The 17,517-nt window shown below is 57.4% G+C and carries 13 protein-coding genes; 8 read left to right on the forward strand and 5 right to left on the reverse strand.

The genetic code is table 11. From position 1 onward, the window contains the following. Window positions 1-46: 46 nt before the first annotated feature. Together ACSMDR_RS04995 and ACSMDR_RS05000 are read right to left on the reverse strand one after the other, a co-directional pair. Window positions 47-235 carry a hypothetical protein gene (locus ACSMDR_RS04995; RefSeq protein ID WP_436467396.1) on the reverse strand — a complete coding sequence of 63 codons (189 nt, stop codon included), beginning with the start codon at window positions 233-235 and terminating at the stop codon, window positions 47-49. Window positions 236-332: 97 nt separating this feature from the next. Next, window positions 333-1,637, reverse strand: coding sequence for a sigma 54-interacting transcriptional regulator (locus ACSMDR_RS05000; protein ID WP_436467398.1), 1,305 nt, complete (start codon window positions 1,635-1,637; stop codon window positions 333-335). Window positions 1,638-2,003: 366 nt separating this feature from the next. On the opposite strand from ACSMDR_RS05000, the gene ACSMDR_RS05005 reads away from it, so the two are divergent. The 8 genes from ACSMDR_RS05005 (at window position 2,004) to ACSMDR_RS05040 (ending at window position 12,493) form a co-directional block, all read left to right on the forward strand. Next, window positions 2,004-2,585 carry a FapB/FapC family functional amyloid domain-containing protein gene (locus ACSMDR_RS05005; protein WP_236611772.1) on the forward strand — a complete coding sequence of 194 codons (582 nt, stop codon included), beginning with the start codon at window positions 2,004-2,006 and terminating at the stop codon, window positions 2,583-2,585. A gap of 127 nt (window positions 2,586-2,712) precedes the next feature. Beyond that, complete coding sequence (locus ACSMDR_RS05010; RefSeq protein ID WP_436467401.1) at window positions 2,713-3,822, forward strand: FapB/FapC family functional amyloid domain-containing protein; 1,110 nt, start codon at window positions 2,713-2,715, stop codon at window positions 3,820-3,822. A gap of 58 nt (window positions 3,823-3,880) precedes the next feature. Beyond that, window positions 3,881-4,558 (forward strand): C39 family peptidase, encoded by a 678-nt coding sequence (locus ACSMDR_RS05015; protein ID WP_436467403.1) that lies wholly within the window; start codon window positions 3,881-3,883, stop codon window positions 4,556-4,558. A 7-nt stretch (window positions 4,559-4,565) separates the two neighbouring features. Next, window positions 4,566-5,228: a hypothetical protein gene (locus ACSMDR_RS05020; RefSeq protein ID WP_436467405.1), complete on the forward strand. Its 663-nt coding sequence runs from the start codon at window positions 4,566-4,568 to the stop codon at window positions 5,226-5,228. A 74-nt stretch (window positions 5,229-5,302) separates the two neighbouring features. Further along, on the forward strand, window positions 5,303-6,508 hold the full coding sequence (locus tag ACSMDR_RS05025; protein ID WP_436467407.1) for a transporter: 1,206 nt from the start codon (window positions 5,303-5,305) through the stop codon (window positions 6,506-6,508). 307 nt (window positions 6,509-6,815) lie between these two features. Next, window positions 6,816-8,228 (forward strand): pyruvate kinase PykF, encoded by a 1,413-nt coding sequence (gene pykF / locus ACSMDR_RS05030; RefSeq protein ID WP_005903760.1) that lies wholly within the window; start codon window positions 6,816-6,818, stop codon window positions 8,226-8,228. A gap of 145 nt (window positions 8,229-8,373) precedes the next feature. Next, entirely contained in the window at window positions 8,374-11,673 is a 3,300-nt protein-coding gene (gene mscK, locus ACSMDR_RS05035) for a mechanosensitive channel MscK (RefSeq protein WP_436467409.1), read from the forward strand. Between the two features lie 208 nt (window positions 11,674-11,881). After that, window positions 11,882-12,493, forward strand: a complete 612-nt coding sequence (locus tag ACSMDR_RS05040; RefSeq protein WP_005903756.1) for a LysE family translocator — start codon at window positions 11,882-11,884, stop codon at window positions 12,491-12,493. A gap of 93 nt (window positions 12,494-12,586) precedes the next feature. On the opposite strand, the gene ACSMDR_RS05045 is transcribed toward ACSMDR_RS05040, so the two are convergent. From ACSMDR_RS05045 to ACSMDR_RS05055, 3 genes are all read right to left on the reverse strand, one after another. Continuing rightward, entirely contained in the window at window positions 12,587-14,758 is a 2,172-nt protein-coding gene (locus tag ACSMDR_RS05045) for a carbohydrate-binding protein (RefSeq protein ID WP_436467412.1), read from the reverse strand. Window positions 14,759-14,882: 124 nt separating this feature from the next. After that, entirely contained in the window at window positions 14,883-16,490 is a 1,608-nt protein-coding gene (locus ACSMDR_RS05050; RefSeq protein WP_436467414.1) for a glycoside hydrolase family 3 N-terminal domain-containing protein, read from the reverse strand. A 29-nt stretch (window positions 16,491-16,519) separates the two neighbouring features. Then, window positions 16,520-17,500 (reverse strand): ABC transporter permease, encoded by a 981-nt coding sequence (locus ACSMDR_RS05055; protein ID WP_005902315.1) that lies wholly within the window; start codon window positions 17,498-17,500, stop codon window positions 16,520-16,522. Window positions 17,501-17,517 lie beyond the last annotated feature (17 nt).

A 17,517-nucleotide genomic window follows, 5' to 3' on the forward strand; every position in this document is an offset into this window, starting at 1 on the left:
AGGCCACCCTTGGGTGGCCTCGCTGTTTATCGGGAAGTCAAAGTCCTCAGGGGTTACGGGCGGTCAATTCGGCCGGTGCAGCTGTCTGGGCCAACTGCCAATGCTGGCGCTCGATACGCTCCAGTGCCGCAGGCTGCAAACTCCCTCTGCCGACGGGCGCCACGGGCCAATTGGGCAGCGGCCACCAAGGCAGGGTCAACAACAAAGCAAACAGGCTAGCAAGGTACCATGCCATGGGAGGCTCCTGTGCGACGCTTATTCTGATGGGACGCCTGTTGCAGTGCATCCCCAAGGTTACCTCATTATGATGCCCCTCCCCGATGACGGCCGTGTTACAGCAAATTGTGTTTATCCAGCAGGCGATAGAGCGTTGCCCGAGAGATGGCAAGCTGACGGGCAACCTCTTCCAGGCGATCAGGAAAGCGGGCCAGGGTCCGCTCCAGCGCCTGACGCTCGGCAGCCTCTCGCACCGCCTTGAGCGAACCATCAAACAGCAGTGAGTCGGCGTTGGCAAGCTCCAGATCCTGCGCCTCTATCAAGGGACCAGCACACATGACAGCAGCACGCTGCACCCGGTTGCGCAGCTCGCGCACATTGCCGGGCCAGCCATAGGCCTGCATGGCCTGGCGGGCCTGATGGGAAAAGGTCAGGGGCCTGCTGCCCCGCACCTCGGCCAGGATCTCGTTGGCAAGCAGTTGCACATCATCCCGCCTGTCTCGCAGCGCCGGGGTGCGCAGCCGCACCACATTGAGCCGGTAATAGAGATCCTCGCGAAAACGCCCCTGTGCGACCGCCTGCTCCACGTCGATATTGGTTGCCGCCACCACCCTGACATCCACGCTGCGCGACACATGGCTACCGACCATCTCGATGCATTGTTCCTGCAAGAAGCGCAACAGGGTGACCTGATCTTCCAAAGGCAATTCGCCGACCTCATCGAGAAACAGGGTACCGCCATCAGCCGCCTCAATCTTGCCTATCTTGTGGGCCTGAGCCCCTGTGAACGCGCCCTTCACATGGCCAAATAGCTCAGACTGGATCAATTGATGAGGCATGGCGCCACAGTTCACGGCCACAAAAGGCCCCTCCTCCCCGAAGGTACCGTAGTGCAATTCCCGGGCAACCAGCTCCTTGCCCGTCCCACTGGGCCCCGTCACCAGCACCGGCAAACGACTGTGTTGCAGCCGCGTAATCTGCTCCCTGAGCTGGATGATTGCCTCACTATTGCCCTGAATGAGCCGCAGTTTGGCTGGTAGCTTGGGACGCTGGCGCTCGTCGATGAGTCGAGCCATTCCCAAGGCGTGACCCAGGCTATGGCACAAGCGTGCAGCATCAAGGGGAAAGGTGTGAAAGTCATGGAAACAGGCGGCCAGCAGACTACGCAGCTTCTCGCATGCCAATAGCTCCCTGTCGACCAAACCTATCCAGAGCCGATTTGGATGCTGGGCAATGAGCGCACGCAAAGTTTCATTTTGCAGCGGATCGATCGCCACCAGAACCAGGGGAAAGTCACCATGACGCAACTTCTCCTCCGCCACGCTCAACGAACGAGCCCGAGATAAACGCCACTCTCCCTGAGTAAGCAGAGTCTCTAACGCAGAACATGGATTGATAATCAGCAGTGCTTCTTCCGGCATGTTGAAACCTCCTGTCGTCCGTGCCGATTGCAACCCTAGCCGACGACCACTTTGTCATCGGTTTGCAGGTAGAAATGAAAGTTTTGATATCAAACGGCACCATATCGATGAACTCAGACGGGATAACTATAACCTATCCCGGATATAGACTAATGGCACAGCAATAATGAGAAATGACATTCAATCCTGAGAAGAAGCAAACCTATTAATAAACATAAGGTTATTAGAGGGAAAAAATTTCACATCTCATTACTGAGATTAAATGATGCAGAAGTTAATTATATTCTACATAAAAAACAACATATTAAGCATTGGCACAAGCATTGCTTTATCTCTTTCGCCCCTCTTATCGCATGGAGAGAAAGAGTGAAAATACATATTGCATTGGCTGCTTATATTTTATTGCTATTCACAGCCCCAACCAGAGCTGAAAATCAGGTCAATTTAGGCCAGCAGGCTCTGAGTAATATTAGAGGAAGCGTGGGGGTGAATATGGTGTCCGGCAGTAATAATCAACAAGGTAATCTTGCCGCCATCGCGATTTCAGGCCCTGCCATCATCCAGTTCAGTCAACAGACCGAGGCGGTCTCCGCCCTCAATGGGAGCCAGCGTGTTGCCATTTACGACTCGGCCCTGACTCAAAACAAGGGGCTCATCGGCATCAATCAGGGAGCCGGGGAAGCCAATCAACAGGTCAATGCCTTCGCGCTCTCCCTCGGGGATGACAGCGGGATAGGCGCTGTGACCGACATCAATCTCAGTACCAGCGTCGCTAAATTGCCTACAGGCAAGGCACCGGCGAACTCGACAAACAGCATTTATCTGGATGGCAACGCCCTCGCAGGAAGCAAGGGTGTCATTCAGGTCAATCAGGTCACGGGACAGGGGAATCAAGCGGTAAACATGGTTTCCCTGCCTTTGACAGGTGCAGTAACGGCATCGCCTTGATGCCGCAGGGACTGGAGGTTAAACCTGACACTTCACCGCTGCAGCCGACACTCAATGTATGGTTCGGAGCGCGGATATCGGAGTCACAGGCAAGACCCCCATGGCAAGCTCAATGGAGAGACTCATTATGCGTGGACTTATTTACAGCTCATTAGCCGCCGCGGTCGTCATGGCCATGTCGGGCACAGCATTCGCCACTGAAAGAGGCGGCTACGGTGACAAAGACGAAACGGGCGCCACCCTGACCAAGAAGGTCAAGGTCGAAGTGGACGTCGATTACGCTGGCAAGGTCAACATCGGCGGATCCATCAATGTCAATAAACTGGGTATGGCTGTCGTGGATAACCAGCAATCCAGTTCCATGATTGGCACCTCCAACTACAGAACCGAAAACAAGAGCCAGATCGATAACTCCTTCAAAGGAGTGTCTGGTAACGTCGGCGCCAACGTGGCGGCGGGTGATTCCAACGTGCAAGGCAACAGCGCTTCCCTTGCAGCCTACGATTCCGTGGACGCCGAGTTCGTCATGGGTCGTGGTTACCCGGGTCAAAGCGGCTCTGCCGGTGGATCATCTGATGCTGAGATCTTCTCCGATCAGAGCGCCAGTCATAACCTGACCACCAACATGGGTCATCAGAACAAGTCTGGCATCGGCGATGGCGCCTTCAAGGATGCTGCAGGCAACATCGGGGTGAACGTGGTATCTGGTTCGGGTAACGTCCAGGCCAATAACATGGCTGCCACTGTCTCGACCGGCAACATGGCCGTGGCCACTGTCGCCAACAGCCAGAACGTCTCCCACAACGCCACCTCCAACACCAGCCTGAGTGCAACCAAAACTGTGGCCTACAACCCTGTTTACCTGAAACTCAACGCTCACGGCAGCTATGAGGGTGATAGCAAGCAGTCCAACGATGTCTATCCCGAAGTGTGGGTTGATGGGGATCACAATCCGGGGGCGCAAAGTCAACTCGGTCATATCGACTTCGATAACGAGAACCCGAAAAATCCTGGCAAGTTCGAGTTCAAAGAAGAGGGCGATATCAAGCTGAGTGGTTCGGTATCTGGCTACATTCCTGTGGTCAACACCTACACCAGTCGTGAGACCTTCAACCACGCCAACATCAATGGCGGAGCCTTCAATGGCGCCGTGGGCAACATTGGGGTGAACGTGGCATCTGGTACCAACAATCTGCAAGCGAACAACCTCTCGCTGGCCGCAGGTTTCGCCAAGTAACCTGTCTGAATAGGGGGCTTCAAGCCCCCTTTTTTTACACACATGCGAGGAGGAGACAATGCGCTGGCTACTACTCTTGTGTCTCTGTCAGGGTGCTTGGGCTGCCAATCTGCCCATAGGGGATCATCTCCCGGCCCTTGGCGACTTCAACAAGCCGGTGCAGAGCATACTGGAACGGCGCTTTGCCAACATCGAACGTCAACATACAGATTTCAGCTGCGGCGCCGCTGCCGTGGCAACCATATTGCGTTACTCCTACGGCCAGGTGACCAATGAACGCTGGGTCATGGATGGCATGATGGCCATGGCCGATCCGGCTTTGGTACAACGTTATGGTTTTTCCATGCTCGACATGAAGCAATATCTGCAAATGCTCGGCATGCGGGTCAGGGGCTATCGACTTGGTGACGAGAAACTGCGCCAGGTGAGAGTGCCGACCATAGTACTACTCAATATTCGCGGTTATCAGCACTTCGCCGTGCTGCGCGCCATTGATCGAAAAGATCGCGTCTATCTGGCCGATCCCGCCCTGGGAAATCGCATTATCTCGTTTGATGAGTTCAAGAAAAGTTGGAACGGGATCCTGCTGGCGGTAATTGGATCCGGATACCGTCCGGACGCTCCACTGGCCAATCCATCCCCCCCTCTGTCAGTGCGCGGGAAAGATGGCCTGTTTGCGCCCATCAATGAGACCTCCCTGCTGGAGTTTGGTTTTCAGCACAGAGAGCTAATGTGAGGCAGTTATGAACAACCTACATTCCGTTTGGCTTGCCTGCTTGTTTGCAGGCTTGACCGGCCCTGCGCTGGCAGCCTCGGATCCACTGGCCAACCTGTCGGAGCACTTCGCCCCGGAGCTTGGCGACAGTGAACTCGCCAATCTGCGCGGTCGTTACGCCGGGCCTCAGGGGATCCGCTATTTCGGGATCGAATTTATCTCGACCCTGACCACGGCCCAGGCGCAGCAGACGGCAGCCATGAATCTGACCCTGAGCGTTATCAAGAATCACCCCAACCTCGACATTCGCATCAAAAGTGATGCCAAGACAGCTGTCTCAGCCACGCCCGCCGCCAGCAACATCAATGGCTCAGGCCTGGTTCAGGTGGTGCAGCTGCAAGGCAGCGGCAATAGTTCAGTCAACCAGACGGGCATTACGTTCACCGCGCCTCCAACCACGGGCCAGAGCGTGAGCGCAGGCAATTATGAGAGCCAAGGGGCGCTGGGTACCGCCAGCTATCGAGTCTCGGGCAATTATGCGGGACTGCAACTAAACTCAGCCGATGGACACGTTCAACTGGAGCAGAGTCTGCGAGGGGATAACTTCAGCCGGGGCTTGTTACAGCTTAATCGAGTAAGAGGTGATGGTTTGCAGGCTCTCAATCAGACCCGGATCTGGCTCTCACGTTAATAAATAGCCCCTTGCTGATTCTGCTCCATTGGATGGCGCTGATACAAAGACAATAAACAACAAGGATGGATCCGATGAAACAGTCTGCCATGGTGTTGATTGCGCTGACACCGCTCAGCTGCTGGGCTGCCAGTGCGGAAGAAGAAGCACTGCAGCAACAACTCGATCTGCTACGCCAGCAACTTATCCAGCAAAATCAGGCGCTCCACCAACTACAAGCGCGTCTGGAGGCCGTCAAGACCAGCAAGACAACAGGCACTGCAGTCGCCACTGGTGCCGTTGCTGGCACAGCCGCATCCGTTCCCCAGAATGAAGCGACTCGCCGTACCCCGGAAGCGGGGCGCAGCACGGAAGACCTGATGATCGAACAGCATAATGTGTTCGACCGTGCCTGGGTGCTGGACTTCGGCCTCTCCTATCAGCATTACAACCGTAAGGATTTGGCCCTGCGTGGCTTCCTCGCCCTCGATGCCATCTTCCTCGGCGAGATCAATCTTGACCGGGTACGTTCAGATCAATGGGTCGCCGACCTGGTTACTCGCTATACCCTCAACGATCGCTGGCAGCTGGAGTTGGCTGTTCCCTACATGCTGCGCAGCACCAACTATCAGACCACGGGCAAGGAGAATTCCAGCCGCGATTTCGAAGAACAGAGTGTCACGGACGGCGGCTTGGGTGACCTGAGCATGGCGGTCTACTACCGAGTGCTGGCCGAGGATGAAGATTGGCCGGATCTGGTCTGGAACATACGTGCCAAGGCACCGACCGGCAAGGATCCCTATGGCATAGAAGTCGATACATCGGAGTCTGGCAACCTGATCACCCCCAAAGAGCTCGCCACCGGCAACGGTCTATGGCAACTCTCTACCGGCTTCTCGCTAGTCAAGACACTGGATCCCGCCATCTTGTTTGCCAACCTGAACTACGGCCATAGCCTCAAGGGCGACTTTGATGACATCTCCTATCAGCCCGGCAATCAGCCCGGCAGCATACAAATTGGTGACTGGTACGAATATGGTCTGGGGGTTGCCTTTGCCCTCAACGAGCGTTTCAGTCTCTCATTCAACATCAATCAACGCATCACCCTCGAATCCGAACAGGGCGCCGAAGGTTTCCCCATGGAGAAAGTCACGGGGTCCGACGCCAATGCGGCCAGCTTCGGCATGGGGGCAACCTGGGCCATGACAGACAAACTCTCCATGGCCGTCAACTGGTCGGCAGGGCTGACCACTGATGCTCCTGACTACAACATAGGGATACGTTTCCCTTATCGTTTCTAGCATCAACTTCGCATTTCTCGCACCCTCCCAGGCCGGGCAAAGCGCTCTTTCACCGGCCTAGGAAGAGGTCGGGCCAGCTAGTCATTTAACTACATGTTTCCTGTCAGCCAGAACCGTGACGCATACGCCGTATAGGGGCTAGACGCCAAAAGCGCCATTATTTTAGGCCCTAAAATCTTGTGGTCACGAAAACGTTATCGCGCAAAATGAGGCATTTTTGGCTCAAAACGTTGTTTCTGGATCATAAAAAGTATCCAGAAACTGGTGTATATTACTCGGCGGAAACTCCTTAACCATGAAGACTGACATGAAAAAGACCAAAATCGTCTGCACCATAGGTCCCAAGACCGAATCCAAAGAAATGCTGGCCAAGATGCTGGATGCTGGCATGAACGTCATGCGCCTGAACTTCTCCCACGGCGACTACGCCGAACACGGCGGCCGCATCAACAACTTGCGTGAAGTCATGGCAGAAACCGGCAAGCACGCCGCTATCCTGCTGGATACCAAGGGTCCGGAAATCCGTACCATGAAGCTGGAAGGTGGCAACGATGTCTCTCTGGTCGCTGGCCAGACATTCACCTTCACCATAGATCAGACCGTAGTTGGCAATCAGGACAGGGTCGCCGTGACCTATGCCGGTTTTGCCAGCGACCTGCGTGTTGGCAACCGTATCCTGGTTGACGATGGCCTGATCGGTATGGACGTTATCGAAATCACCGAGCGTGAAGTCATCTGCAAGGTGCTCAACAACGGCGACCTGGGTGAGAACAAGGGCGTTAACCTGCCAGGTGTCTCCATCAAGCTGCCGGCCCTGGCCGAGAAAGACAAGCGCGACCTCATCTTTGGCTGTGAGCAAGGTGTTGATTTCGTTGCTGCCTCTTTCATTCGCAAGCAAGAAGACGTGCTGGAAATCCGTGAGCACCTGAAGGCTCATGGTGGCGAGGCCATCCAGATCATCTCCAAGATCGAGAACCAGGAAGGCCTGGACAACTTCGACGAGATCCTGGCTGTCTCCGACGGCATCATGGTCGCCCGTGGTGACATGGGTGTCGAGATCCCGGTTGAAGAAGTTATCTTCGCCCAGAAGATGATCATCACCAAGTGCAACAAGGCGCGCAAAGTCGTTATCACCGCGACCCAGATGCTTGACTCCATGATCAAGAATCCGCGTCCGACCCGCGCCGAAGCTGGCGACGTTGCCAACGCCATCTTGGATGGTACCGATGCCGTCATGCTGTCCGGCGAATCTGCCAAGGGCAAGTACCCGCTGGAAGCCGTGACCATCATGGCCACCATCTGCGAACGTACCGATGCCGTGATGCCGTCCAACCTGTCTGCTGCCAATGACAGCAACAAACTGCGCATTACCGAAGCTGTCTGCAAGGGCGCGGTCGAAACGTCCCAGAAGCTGGATGCCCCGCTGATCGTGGTTGCGACCGAAGGCGGCAAGTCTGCCAAGGCCATTCGCAAATACTTCCCGAAAGCCTGGATCCTGGCCATCACCACCAACAAGAAAACGGCTGCCCAGCTGGTTCTGACTAAAGGTGTGATTGCTCACGTGGTTGACAGCATCGCCTCCACCGACGATTTCTATCGCATCGGTAAAGACGCTGCGCTGGAAAGCGGCATGGGTCTGAAAGGTGACATCGTGGTCATGGTCTCCGGTGCCCTGGTACCGAGCGGTACCACCAATACTGCCTCCGTTCACGTACTGTAATCGGTACTGAACCAATAAAACGGCGCCTGCGGGCGCCGTTTTTTTTATCTTCCCCCTCTGCTGGATGACCGAGGCGAATGCTAGAATCACGCGCAATTTACAGTGATCGGATCCACCCCGTCATATGGTCACCAACGGAACCACTATGCTCTCACTCACGTTCAAACGAGTCGTCACTCTGTTGTGCCTGCTCTCCAGCCTCGCCGTGGGCCAGGCCCTGGCTCAGGATCTGCCCCAGCAGGGAACTGTCCAACGTCAGCTCGAGGCCTTATCCAAATCGGACAACCTGACCGTCAGCCAACAGGCTGACAAGAAGTTTCTGAGTGATACCCTCTCCCTGCTCGACAGCATCGACAAGGAGAATGCCAAGGCCAAGGTACAGAACCAGCGTCTCAAGACGCTCCCCTCGGATCTCAAGGAGATCTCGGCCCGGATCGATGCTCTCAACAAGAGCAAGAGCCCGGAGCAACTCGCCCAAGAGTATGGTGCCATGAGCCTGGAAGAGCTCGAGAGCCGCCAGCCAGAGGTGATGACCAGCATGCAGGATGCCCAGGAATCTCTGGGCACCATTGCCAGCCAGATAACCAATCTGCAGACCCTGCCAGAGCGTGCCCAGAGCACCATGAGCAAGGCGTATCAACGCAGCCAGGAGATCCGCTCCCGCCTCAATGCCGGAGATGCCGTGAGCAGCGCCGAGCGGGGCAAGCTCACCACGGAGCAGACACTGATCGATCTGCAACTCGCCTATCTGCAAAAGGAGCTGGATAACAGAACCAGCATGCAGGATCTCGCTGTCAAGCAACGGGACTATCAGAATGCTCGCCTTACGCAGGAAGAGCAGAAACTGCAGTTATTGCAAAAAGAGGTCAGCAGTAAGCGACTCGGCAACACCGAAAAAACGGCCGAACAAACCGGCGAACTAGTTGCCAGCCTGAACAATCCCCTGGTGCAGAAAGAGCAGGAGGCCAATCACCAGCTCAGCAAGCAGTTGATCTCCGCCACCAATAATCTCAACACCCTGATGCAGAAAAACCTGCAGGCCAAGAGCTGGCTCGAACGCGGCACCCAGACCGAACGCAATCTCAATGAACAGGTTGAGATGCTCAAGGGGAATCTGCTGCTGTCCCGCATCCTCTATCAGCTATATCAGCAACTGGAGGCTGCCCCCACCAGCGCAGTCAGCAACCTGGAAGAGCAGATCGCTGACCTGCACCTTGCCCAATTCGAGCTGAGCCAGCAGCGGGATCAGCTGTTCCAGAAGAACCAGTTCCTCGACAAACTGATCGAAACCAGCGGCCTGGCCGTCAGTGCCGAAGACAAGGACAACCTCTCTCGCCTGCTCGACACCCGTATCTCGCTGCTCGACCAGCTCAATCGCCAACTCGATGCACAGTTGACCAACGCCATCAGCCTGCAACTGACCCAGCAGCAGATCAAGCGGATCTATAACTCCATCGAATTGACCCTGCAACAACACATCTTCTGGGTGAGCAGCAACAAACCCATCGACAGCAAGTGGCTCCTCTCCTGGCCGAGCCAGGTAGCCAAACAGATCAGCGACTGGACCCTGACTCCCAAAGCCTGGCTAGACGTATTGATTGCCGTCAGCCTGCTGGCCTTGCCGCTGCTTGTCATCGGATGGCTGCTGCTCTGGAAGCGTCAGGCCATCAAGACCCGCCTGCAGAAGATCAACAAGGACCTTGGGCGTTTTCATCAGGACAGCCAGTTGCACACCCCCAAAGCGCTGCTGCTGATGACGCTGCTCTCCCTGCCGGGCGCCCTCTTCATCTGCGCCGCAGGTCTGCTGCTCTCATACAATGGTCTGCTCAGCATCAACCTGACCATGCAGATCACCTTCAATCTGGCGCTGGGGTATCTGGTATTCAGCGTTTATCTCGGAGTCATGCGCCCGGGTGGCGTGGCCGAAAGCCATTTCCGGCTGCCCAGGGAAGAGCTGGCGAGCAAGCGCAAGCATTTCCGTTATCTCTGGTTCACCCTGATGCCACTCATCATGCTGTCAACCAAGGCCGTCGTAGAACCCTCGACCCTGGGCAATGACGCCCTCGGCCAGGCTCTGACCCTGATCCTGCTGGGCGCTACCGCCTGGATGCTCTACCCCCTGTTCCGGGCCAGGATGAAGAGCGGTGTCAGCATGGTGCAGTCGGTGCTCTCCTTCCTGCTGCTGCTCACCCCCATAGTGCTGATGGGCTTGGTGCTGTTTGGTTACTACTACACCGCGCTCAAGCTGACTGGCCGCCTCATAGAGTCGTTTTATCTCTTGCTGCTGTGGAGCCTGGTCTATCGCACCGCCCTGCGCGGCCTGGAGCTGGCAGCCCGTCGCCTCGCCTGGCGCCGCGCCGTTGCCAAGCGGGAACACAAAGCCCAAGAAGATGCAGAAGGGGGAGATGCCATCGAAGAGCAGCCCATGGCACTGGAAGAGGTGAGCCAGCAATCACTGCGCTTGACCCGCATAGTGCTGCTTGGCATCTTCGGGGTCGCCTTCTACTGGCTCTGGTCCGATCTCATCGCGGTATTCACCTACCTAGATAGCATGGTGCTCTGGCACAAGAGTGAAGGGACCGGCGCCAATGCCGTGCTGTATCCCATCAGTCTGAGCGATGTCCTCACCGGTCTCTTCTTGTTGGGGGCAGCCTGGTCGCTGGCCCGCAACCTGCCCGGTCTGCTGGAGGTGCTTGTCCTCTCCAAACTCAAGCTGGCCCAGGGCTCGGCCTACGCCATCACCACCATGCTCAACTATGTGCTGATTGGGGTGGGAACCCTCACCTCCCTGGCCATGTTCGGCATGCAGTGGGAGAAGTTGCAGTGGCTGGCCGCAGGTCTTTCGGTCGGTATCGGTTTTGGTATGCAGCAGATCGTCTCCAACTTTATCTCCGGCATCATCATTCTGTTCGAGCGCCCGGTACGGATCGGCGATACCGTCACCATTGGTACCATCTCCGGCACGGTCAACAAGATCCGGATCCGCTCAACGACCCTCACCGACTTTGATCGCAAAGAGGTGATCATCCCCAACCAGCAGCTGATGATAGAACGTCTGATCAACTGGTCCCTGTCCGATACCGTCACTCGGGTCATCGCCCGGGTCGGTGTGGCCTACGGCTCGGATCTGGAGCTGACTCGCCAGTTGCTGATGCAAGCCGCCCAGAGCAATAGCCGGGTGCTCAAGGATCCGGCGCCCATCGTCTACTTCCTCACCTTTGGCGCCAGCACCCTGGATCACGAGCTGCGTTTCTTCGTGAGTGAACTCGGCGATCGCAACCCCGCCATCGACGAACTCAACCGCACCATAGACAGCCTGTTCAAGGAGAATGGCATAGACATCTCCTTCAACCAGATGGATGTCTACATCAAGAACCTGCATGGGGATGAGCAGCAGATTGCCTCTCACCCTGCCCTCCCCCGTGAGGATGGCAAACCGGTCTGATCCTGACTGGTGACGCGCTGACCAAGAGAGGCCCTGCTGCAGGGCCTCTCTTTTTGGCCGTCCACATGTTGGCGAGTGCCCTCACGCCCCGGTTGCTCGCAAATCCTCAGTAAGACCGTGCTCATCAATCAGACAATGCCAGCATGGGCACTGCCATTGCATTTGCGAAATCGGTCCTTCAATAAAGGACTATTCAAAGGATGCTGTCATGGATTACCTCTACGCCGTGGTGCTGTTTGCCATCTCTTCCTCCATCACGCCCGGCCCCAACAACATCATGGTGATGACCTCGGGGCTCAATTTTGGTGTCAGAAGAAGCCTGCCACTGCTGGCCGGGATCTGCGTCGGTTTCGCCATCATGCTGTTGCTGGTTGGCCTGGGCTTTGGCCAGTTATTCAGCCTGTGGCCCGACCTGCACCTGCTCATCAAAGTCATAGGCACCCTCTATCTGCTCTATCTCGCCTGGCTGATCGCCCGCTCGGCCGGGATGGCGACCAGCAAGGAGCAGCAGCAACCGCTCTCTTTCATCAAGGGTGCCCTGTTCCAGTGGGTCAATGCCAAAGCCTGGGTGGTGGCCACCGGCGCCATTGCCGCATTCACCACTGTGGGAGCGAGTTTTTACAGCCAGAATCTGACCATAGCCCTGACCTTCTTCATCGTCTCCTTCCCCAGTGTCGGTGTCTGGATGCTGTTTGGTTCCCTGTTAAAGCGCTGGCTGCAGCATGGCAAGGCCCGCCAGTGGTTCAACTACACGATGGCACTCCTGCTGGTCATCTCTGTGCTCCCCGTGGTCACCGAGTTGCTGACACAACTCGGATGATGCCCGCCTGCGACAACAAGCCAAAAAACAGGCCCCGAAGCGGGGCCTGTTTCATAGGGTGGATCTCATCACCTGACGGTGACTGACGGCGCCTTAGCTGCAGGCGCCAATCAGCTTCCAGGGATCTCCCGCACTAGGCACGTTGCCGCTGCTCCACCACTTGGTTTCATAGATGTTGCCGTTGTAGGTCACCTGATTACCCGTGGTATAGACGGAGCCGGTTGCCCAGTTTGCCGGGCAGCTGCTGCCCTGCTCGAAGCTGACCGACAGGCTATGGGCTCCATTGACGCTGCTGAAGGTGTAGCTGCCAGCCACGGCCTGAGCCACGCCATCGACGGTGAGGGATTTCACCTTGTAGCCGGTATCGGGCAGCAGGGTGACGGTAAAATTGGTACCGCCTTTCGCTTGCAGGATACCGTTCGCCGGTGCAGGGGAGACTGTACCGCCCGCCCCTATGTTCACGCTGATGTCGAAGAAGACAGGGATGTCGATGGTGGCTTCGCTGTAGTTGCCGCTAAAGCCGGCGAAGTTGGCGGCCGTGATACTGTTCACCGCCGTGTTCTTCAACACTATCTTCTTGGCATCTCCCTTGGCATAAGGCTCCACCAGGGTGATGACCACGTCGCTCCCTTCCTGAGTCAGCTTGATGCCGGAGAAGGGCACCGGCTGATTGCTCGGGGTAGTGATGACCGTCTTGGCCGGATCGAAGCGATTGGCCACCAGCGTCATGTTCCAGCCCCAGTTCAGAGAACTGAGCGGCACTATGTAGCCGAGGCGATCGTAGCTGCCGGTGACATTGGTGAACATCTCGGGACGGATGTCGTTGAGGGTCAATCCCACCAGCTCATAGGAGGAGTAGATGCCGCCATCTTCCGCCTGCGGGCCCATCACCACGGAAGTGGCCGTCTCGTAAGCCTTCAGATGTTTGAAGCCGATGCCCGCACTGCCTGCAATCTTGTCGACCGCAGGATCGAAGCCCTGCACGACCTGCTTGCCCGAGTTCCAGGCCAGGGTGTAGATGTCGGACTTGGTGATGACCGCAGCCGGATTGGCCTGTACCGACGCCGCGCTGACGCCCTTGAGCAGCACACGCTGACCGGCGAACTGCAACTCGGCGCCATCGGCCACATCGCCAATCACCAGATCGGCCAAGGGGTCGGCCATGCTCCAGCCACGCAGCACGATGAGATCGTCTCCGACGGTGAAGTCATTGACAGTGGTCAGACCGTTTGCCTGCTCGTTGAGCAGGATCTGATCCTTGCCACCGCCGGTGATGACTGTGTCATTGCCCCAACCTGCCGTCAGCACTTCATCATAAGGCGAGCCTTGGGTGGTGCTGTCGCCCGGGGTATCAAACAGGCTGTTGTAATCACCAAACTTGTAGACGTACTTGGTGATGCAAGTACCAAGCTCATCGCAGGTGATCTGATCCTTGGTAAGCAGGGATCCCACCCCCCAGGCGCCACGCAGATGCGCCGCCGCCAGGATGCCTGACATGGTGGCCTGCACCTGGATAGGCTGACCGTTGTCATCGGTGTCGGGCCAGCTCTTGGCCAGGGCCTGGGCCCAGGTCATGTTGGCGTCCTTGAGCAGCTTGCTTATCACCTGATAGTTGAAATGCATGGCGTCACGCATCACCAGCTCCTGCTTCTCGGGCAGGCGCAGATCGGCCAGGGAGTTGACGCCATTCTTGCCGACGAAGGTGCCCTGCCAGCGGTTGACATCGGTCACATAGACCTTGTTGCCGCCAGACCCCTCGATCTCGGCCAGGGCTTCGGTCTTGCAACCCGCCCAGGTAGAATCCGGCACGAACATGTAGAAGCTGTCGTACTCCTTGCCGTCGACCGTCACCTGTTTCGGACTGTAGTAGCCGGCATCGATCAACACGGCCTCACCCAGCTGATAGCCGATGAAACCCCAAGCGTTCAAGGAGTTGTACTGCATGGTCCTGAACATGGCCGCATCGTTCGGGGTGGAAGCGTTATAGATATTGCCAACCCCCAGCTTGTTGAAGAAACCGCTGATGGTGGTTGGCTCGGAGAGCATGGTGCCGGTGGAGCAGTCCCGCACCAGACGACCCGGCGCCGTCACCTGGGCATAGGTATAGACGGGGTTGTCGAGGTTTTGCAGATAGAAATCGGCCAGTGCCGGATTGATACCTGATTCAAAGTTGCGCAGTGCATCCAGGAAATCCTGGGTACCGCCCTTCGCCGCCAAGGCGGGGGCAGCCAATACCAGCAACACGGTTGCCGACACTATTTTCATGGTGGTTTTCAAATCCCGAACCCTCGTATTAGTCCATTAATAACTGGGCAATCGCCCATGAGCTCCCAACTACCGACTCCTAGGAGAAATCCCCCGCCATTCTCATGGCGGGAAAAGCAAAAACTTAACTGACCAGGCTCACCGCCCGGCTCTGCTGGGTAGCTAGGGTGCCATTCAATACCTGCGCCGCGGCGCGAGCGCTCTCGGGGCGGGCCGAGTGACTGCACAGGTAGTAGCGCACATCCGGATAACCGAGCAGGTCGTAGGGACTGCGCAGCGCCACCACGATCAGTTTCTCGACGTCAAGGCTGAGTCGGCGTACCAGGGCCTGAGCCTCCTCTTGGGCGAAGTCTTCGCCGGGCAGGGGGTGGTTTTCGGTCACCACCAGCAGCCAGCCATCTCCCACCGCCCCAAGCTGATCACGGGTCACAGGGCGCACCAGTCTGCTGCCGTTGTCCAGGGCCGCGAGAAAGTGATCAAACGCCGGTTCGCGCTGATTGGGGCCTATGCCACGGGGATTGGTGAGGTTGTGATAACTGGCCGCCGGTGTGGCATTGAGCACATAGAGCGGCCCCTCGCCAAGCTCGGGTACCTGACGTAGCCAGGTGAGCGCCTGACTGGCGCAAGCGTTGGCCACTTTCTGGCTTGCGGCCATGTCGATGGGTTGATAGAGCGCCATGGGCACCAGCTTGGCAAGCTTGAAGGCGACGATGCGAGCCAGGGCGGCATCGATCAGTGCCTCGTCCAGATCCCCCGCCGCCACCGCAGCCATGATGCCGTGGATCATGGCGAACTGCTTGTCGAGGTAGGAGTCGCTGTGATCGTAATGCTCCTCGGAGAGCATGATCATGTTGATGCCCGCCTTGAGCGCCAGCACCGCCGCCGTGGCCGGTGAATAGTGATGAACGATGGCACCCATGTTCATGCTGTCGGAGATGATGATGCCCTCAAAGCCCATCTCGTCGCGCAGCAGATCCTGCAAGATGACCGATGACAAGGTGGCCGGATGATGGGCATCTATCTGCGGGTAGAGGATGTGGCTGGTCATGATCAGATCCACACCGGCATCGATGGCCGCCTGGAAGGGCACCAAATCCTGCTCGCGCAGCTCACTCAGGGACTTGTCGACCCTGGGGATCTCCCTGTGGGTGTCACCATGAGTATCTCCGTGACCCGGAAAGTGCTTGCCGCTACCGCAGATCCCGCCCTGGTGCAGGCCGCGTACCGCCGCCGCCGAGTGCAGCGCCACCTTGGCCGGTCGGTCGCCGAAGGCGCGGCTGTCGATGATGGGAGAACTGGGGTTGAAATTGACGTCGCAGCAGGGCCCAAGGATGCAGTTGAACCCGGCAAAGCGCATCTCCTTGGCCATGGTTTTATACATGAGTTCGGTGCCCTGCCCGCCATCGGCCACACCGAGGGCCAGGTTGCCGGGCCCTGTGGTGGACTCCCCCACCAGCACCCCCCAGGCCCCCTCCTGATCCACCCCGAGCAGCAGCGGCAGACGGCTCTGCTCGGCGCCTATCTTTGCCAGATCCTGGGTCAGCTGCTGCGCCTCGGCGAAGGTATCGCCATTGTCCTGGCTGAGGTAGCAGCCCCCTAAGTTGTACTCGGCTATCATGGTACGCGCCTGCTCGGCGGACTTGCCGGGGAAGGCCAGGATGAACAGCTGACCCACCTTCTCCTTCAAGCTCCAACCGGAAATGATGCTCGCCACCTTGGGATCTATCTTCATGCTCTCGTCCTTAAGTCTCAAAAGTTAACTTACTTCTTACGCAGCTGTTTGAGCTGGCCCATGGTGAAGGTGACGGCGACGATGACGATGATGCCGCGCAGGATCAGCTGCTGATCCACGTTCAGCCCCATCAGGATCAACCCGTTGTTGACCATGCCCATGATGAGGGCACCGATGACGGAACCCACCACCATGCCCTTGCCACCAAAGAGGTTGGTACCACCGATGATGACGGCGGCGATCACCAGCATGAGATCGCTCTCTCCCAGGGTGTAGCGGGCACTCTGCAGCCGCCCCGAATAGAGAATGCCGGCAAGGGCCGCGAGAAAACCGTTGAGCATCAGCACGTAGAGCTTGATGCGGTTGATGTTGATGCCCGAGTACATGGCGGAGATCTTGTTGCCGCCGGTAGCCAGCACCTGTTTGCCAAAACGGGTGTTGCGCAGCACGAAGGCCCCGATCACCGTCACCAGGATGGTCCAGATGAAGAGCACCGAGATGGGCCCTATGTCCCCCGAGCCGAAGATGAACACATAGAGATCGTTGTCGATGGGAATGGACTGCAGCGAGGTGGACCAGCGGGCTATGCCGGTGATGATGCCCGTGGTGCCCAGGGTCACCAGGAAGGAGGGAATGCCGACCTGGGTCACGAACAGGCCGTTGATGGCGCCTATCATGGTGCCGACCAGCAGCGCCGCCGAGACCGCCAGCAAAATGCTGTCCGTCTCTTGCAGGGTCAGGGCCGAGACGATGGCACTGAGGGCGACCGTGGCGCCGAAAGAGAGATCTATCTCGGCAGCGCTCAGCACGAAGGTCATGCCGACCGCCATGATGGCGATGGTGGCGGTCTGGCGCGCTATGTTCATCAGGTTGACGGAGCTCAGGAAGCCCTTGTCATGGAGCACCACCGAAAAAAACACGAAGATGCCGACGAACACCATGTAGATGATGTAGTCGCGCCAGTTGATACCGTTGCCCTTGGGGGCCGCCGGCAGGGTTAAATCTTTCATCCTTGACTCCTCGTTTG

The sequence above is a fragment of the Aeromonas molluscorum genome (assembly GCF_051376105.1).
GTDB lineage: Bacteria > Pseudomonadota > Gammaproteobacteria > Enterobacterales > Aeromonadaceae > Aeromonas > Aeromonas molluscorum.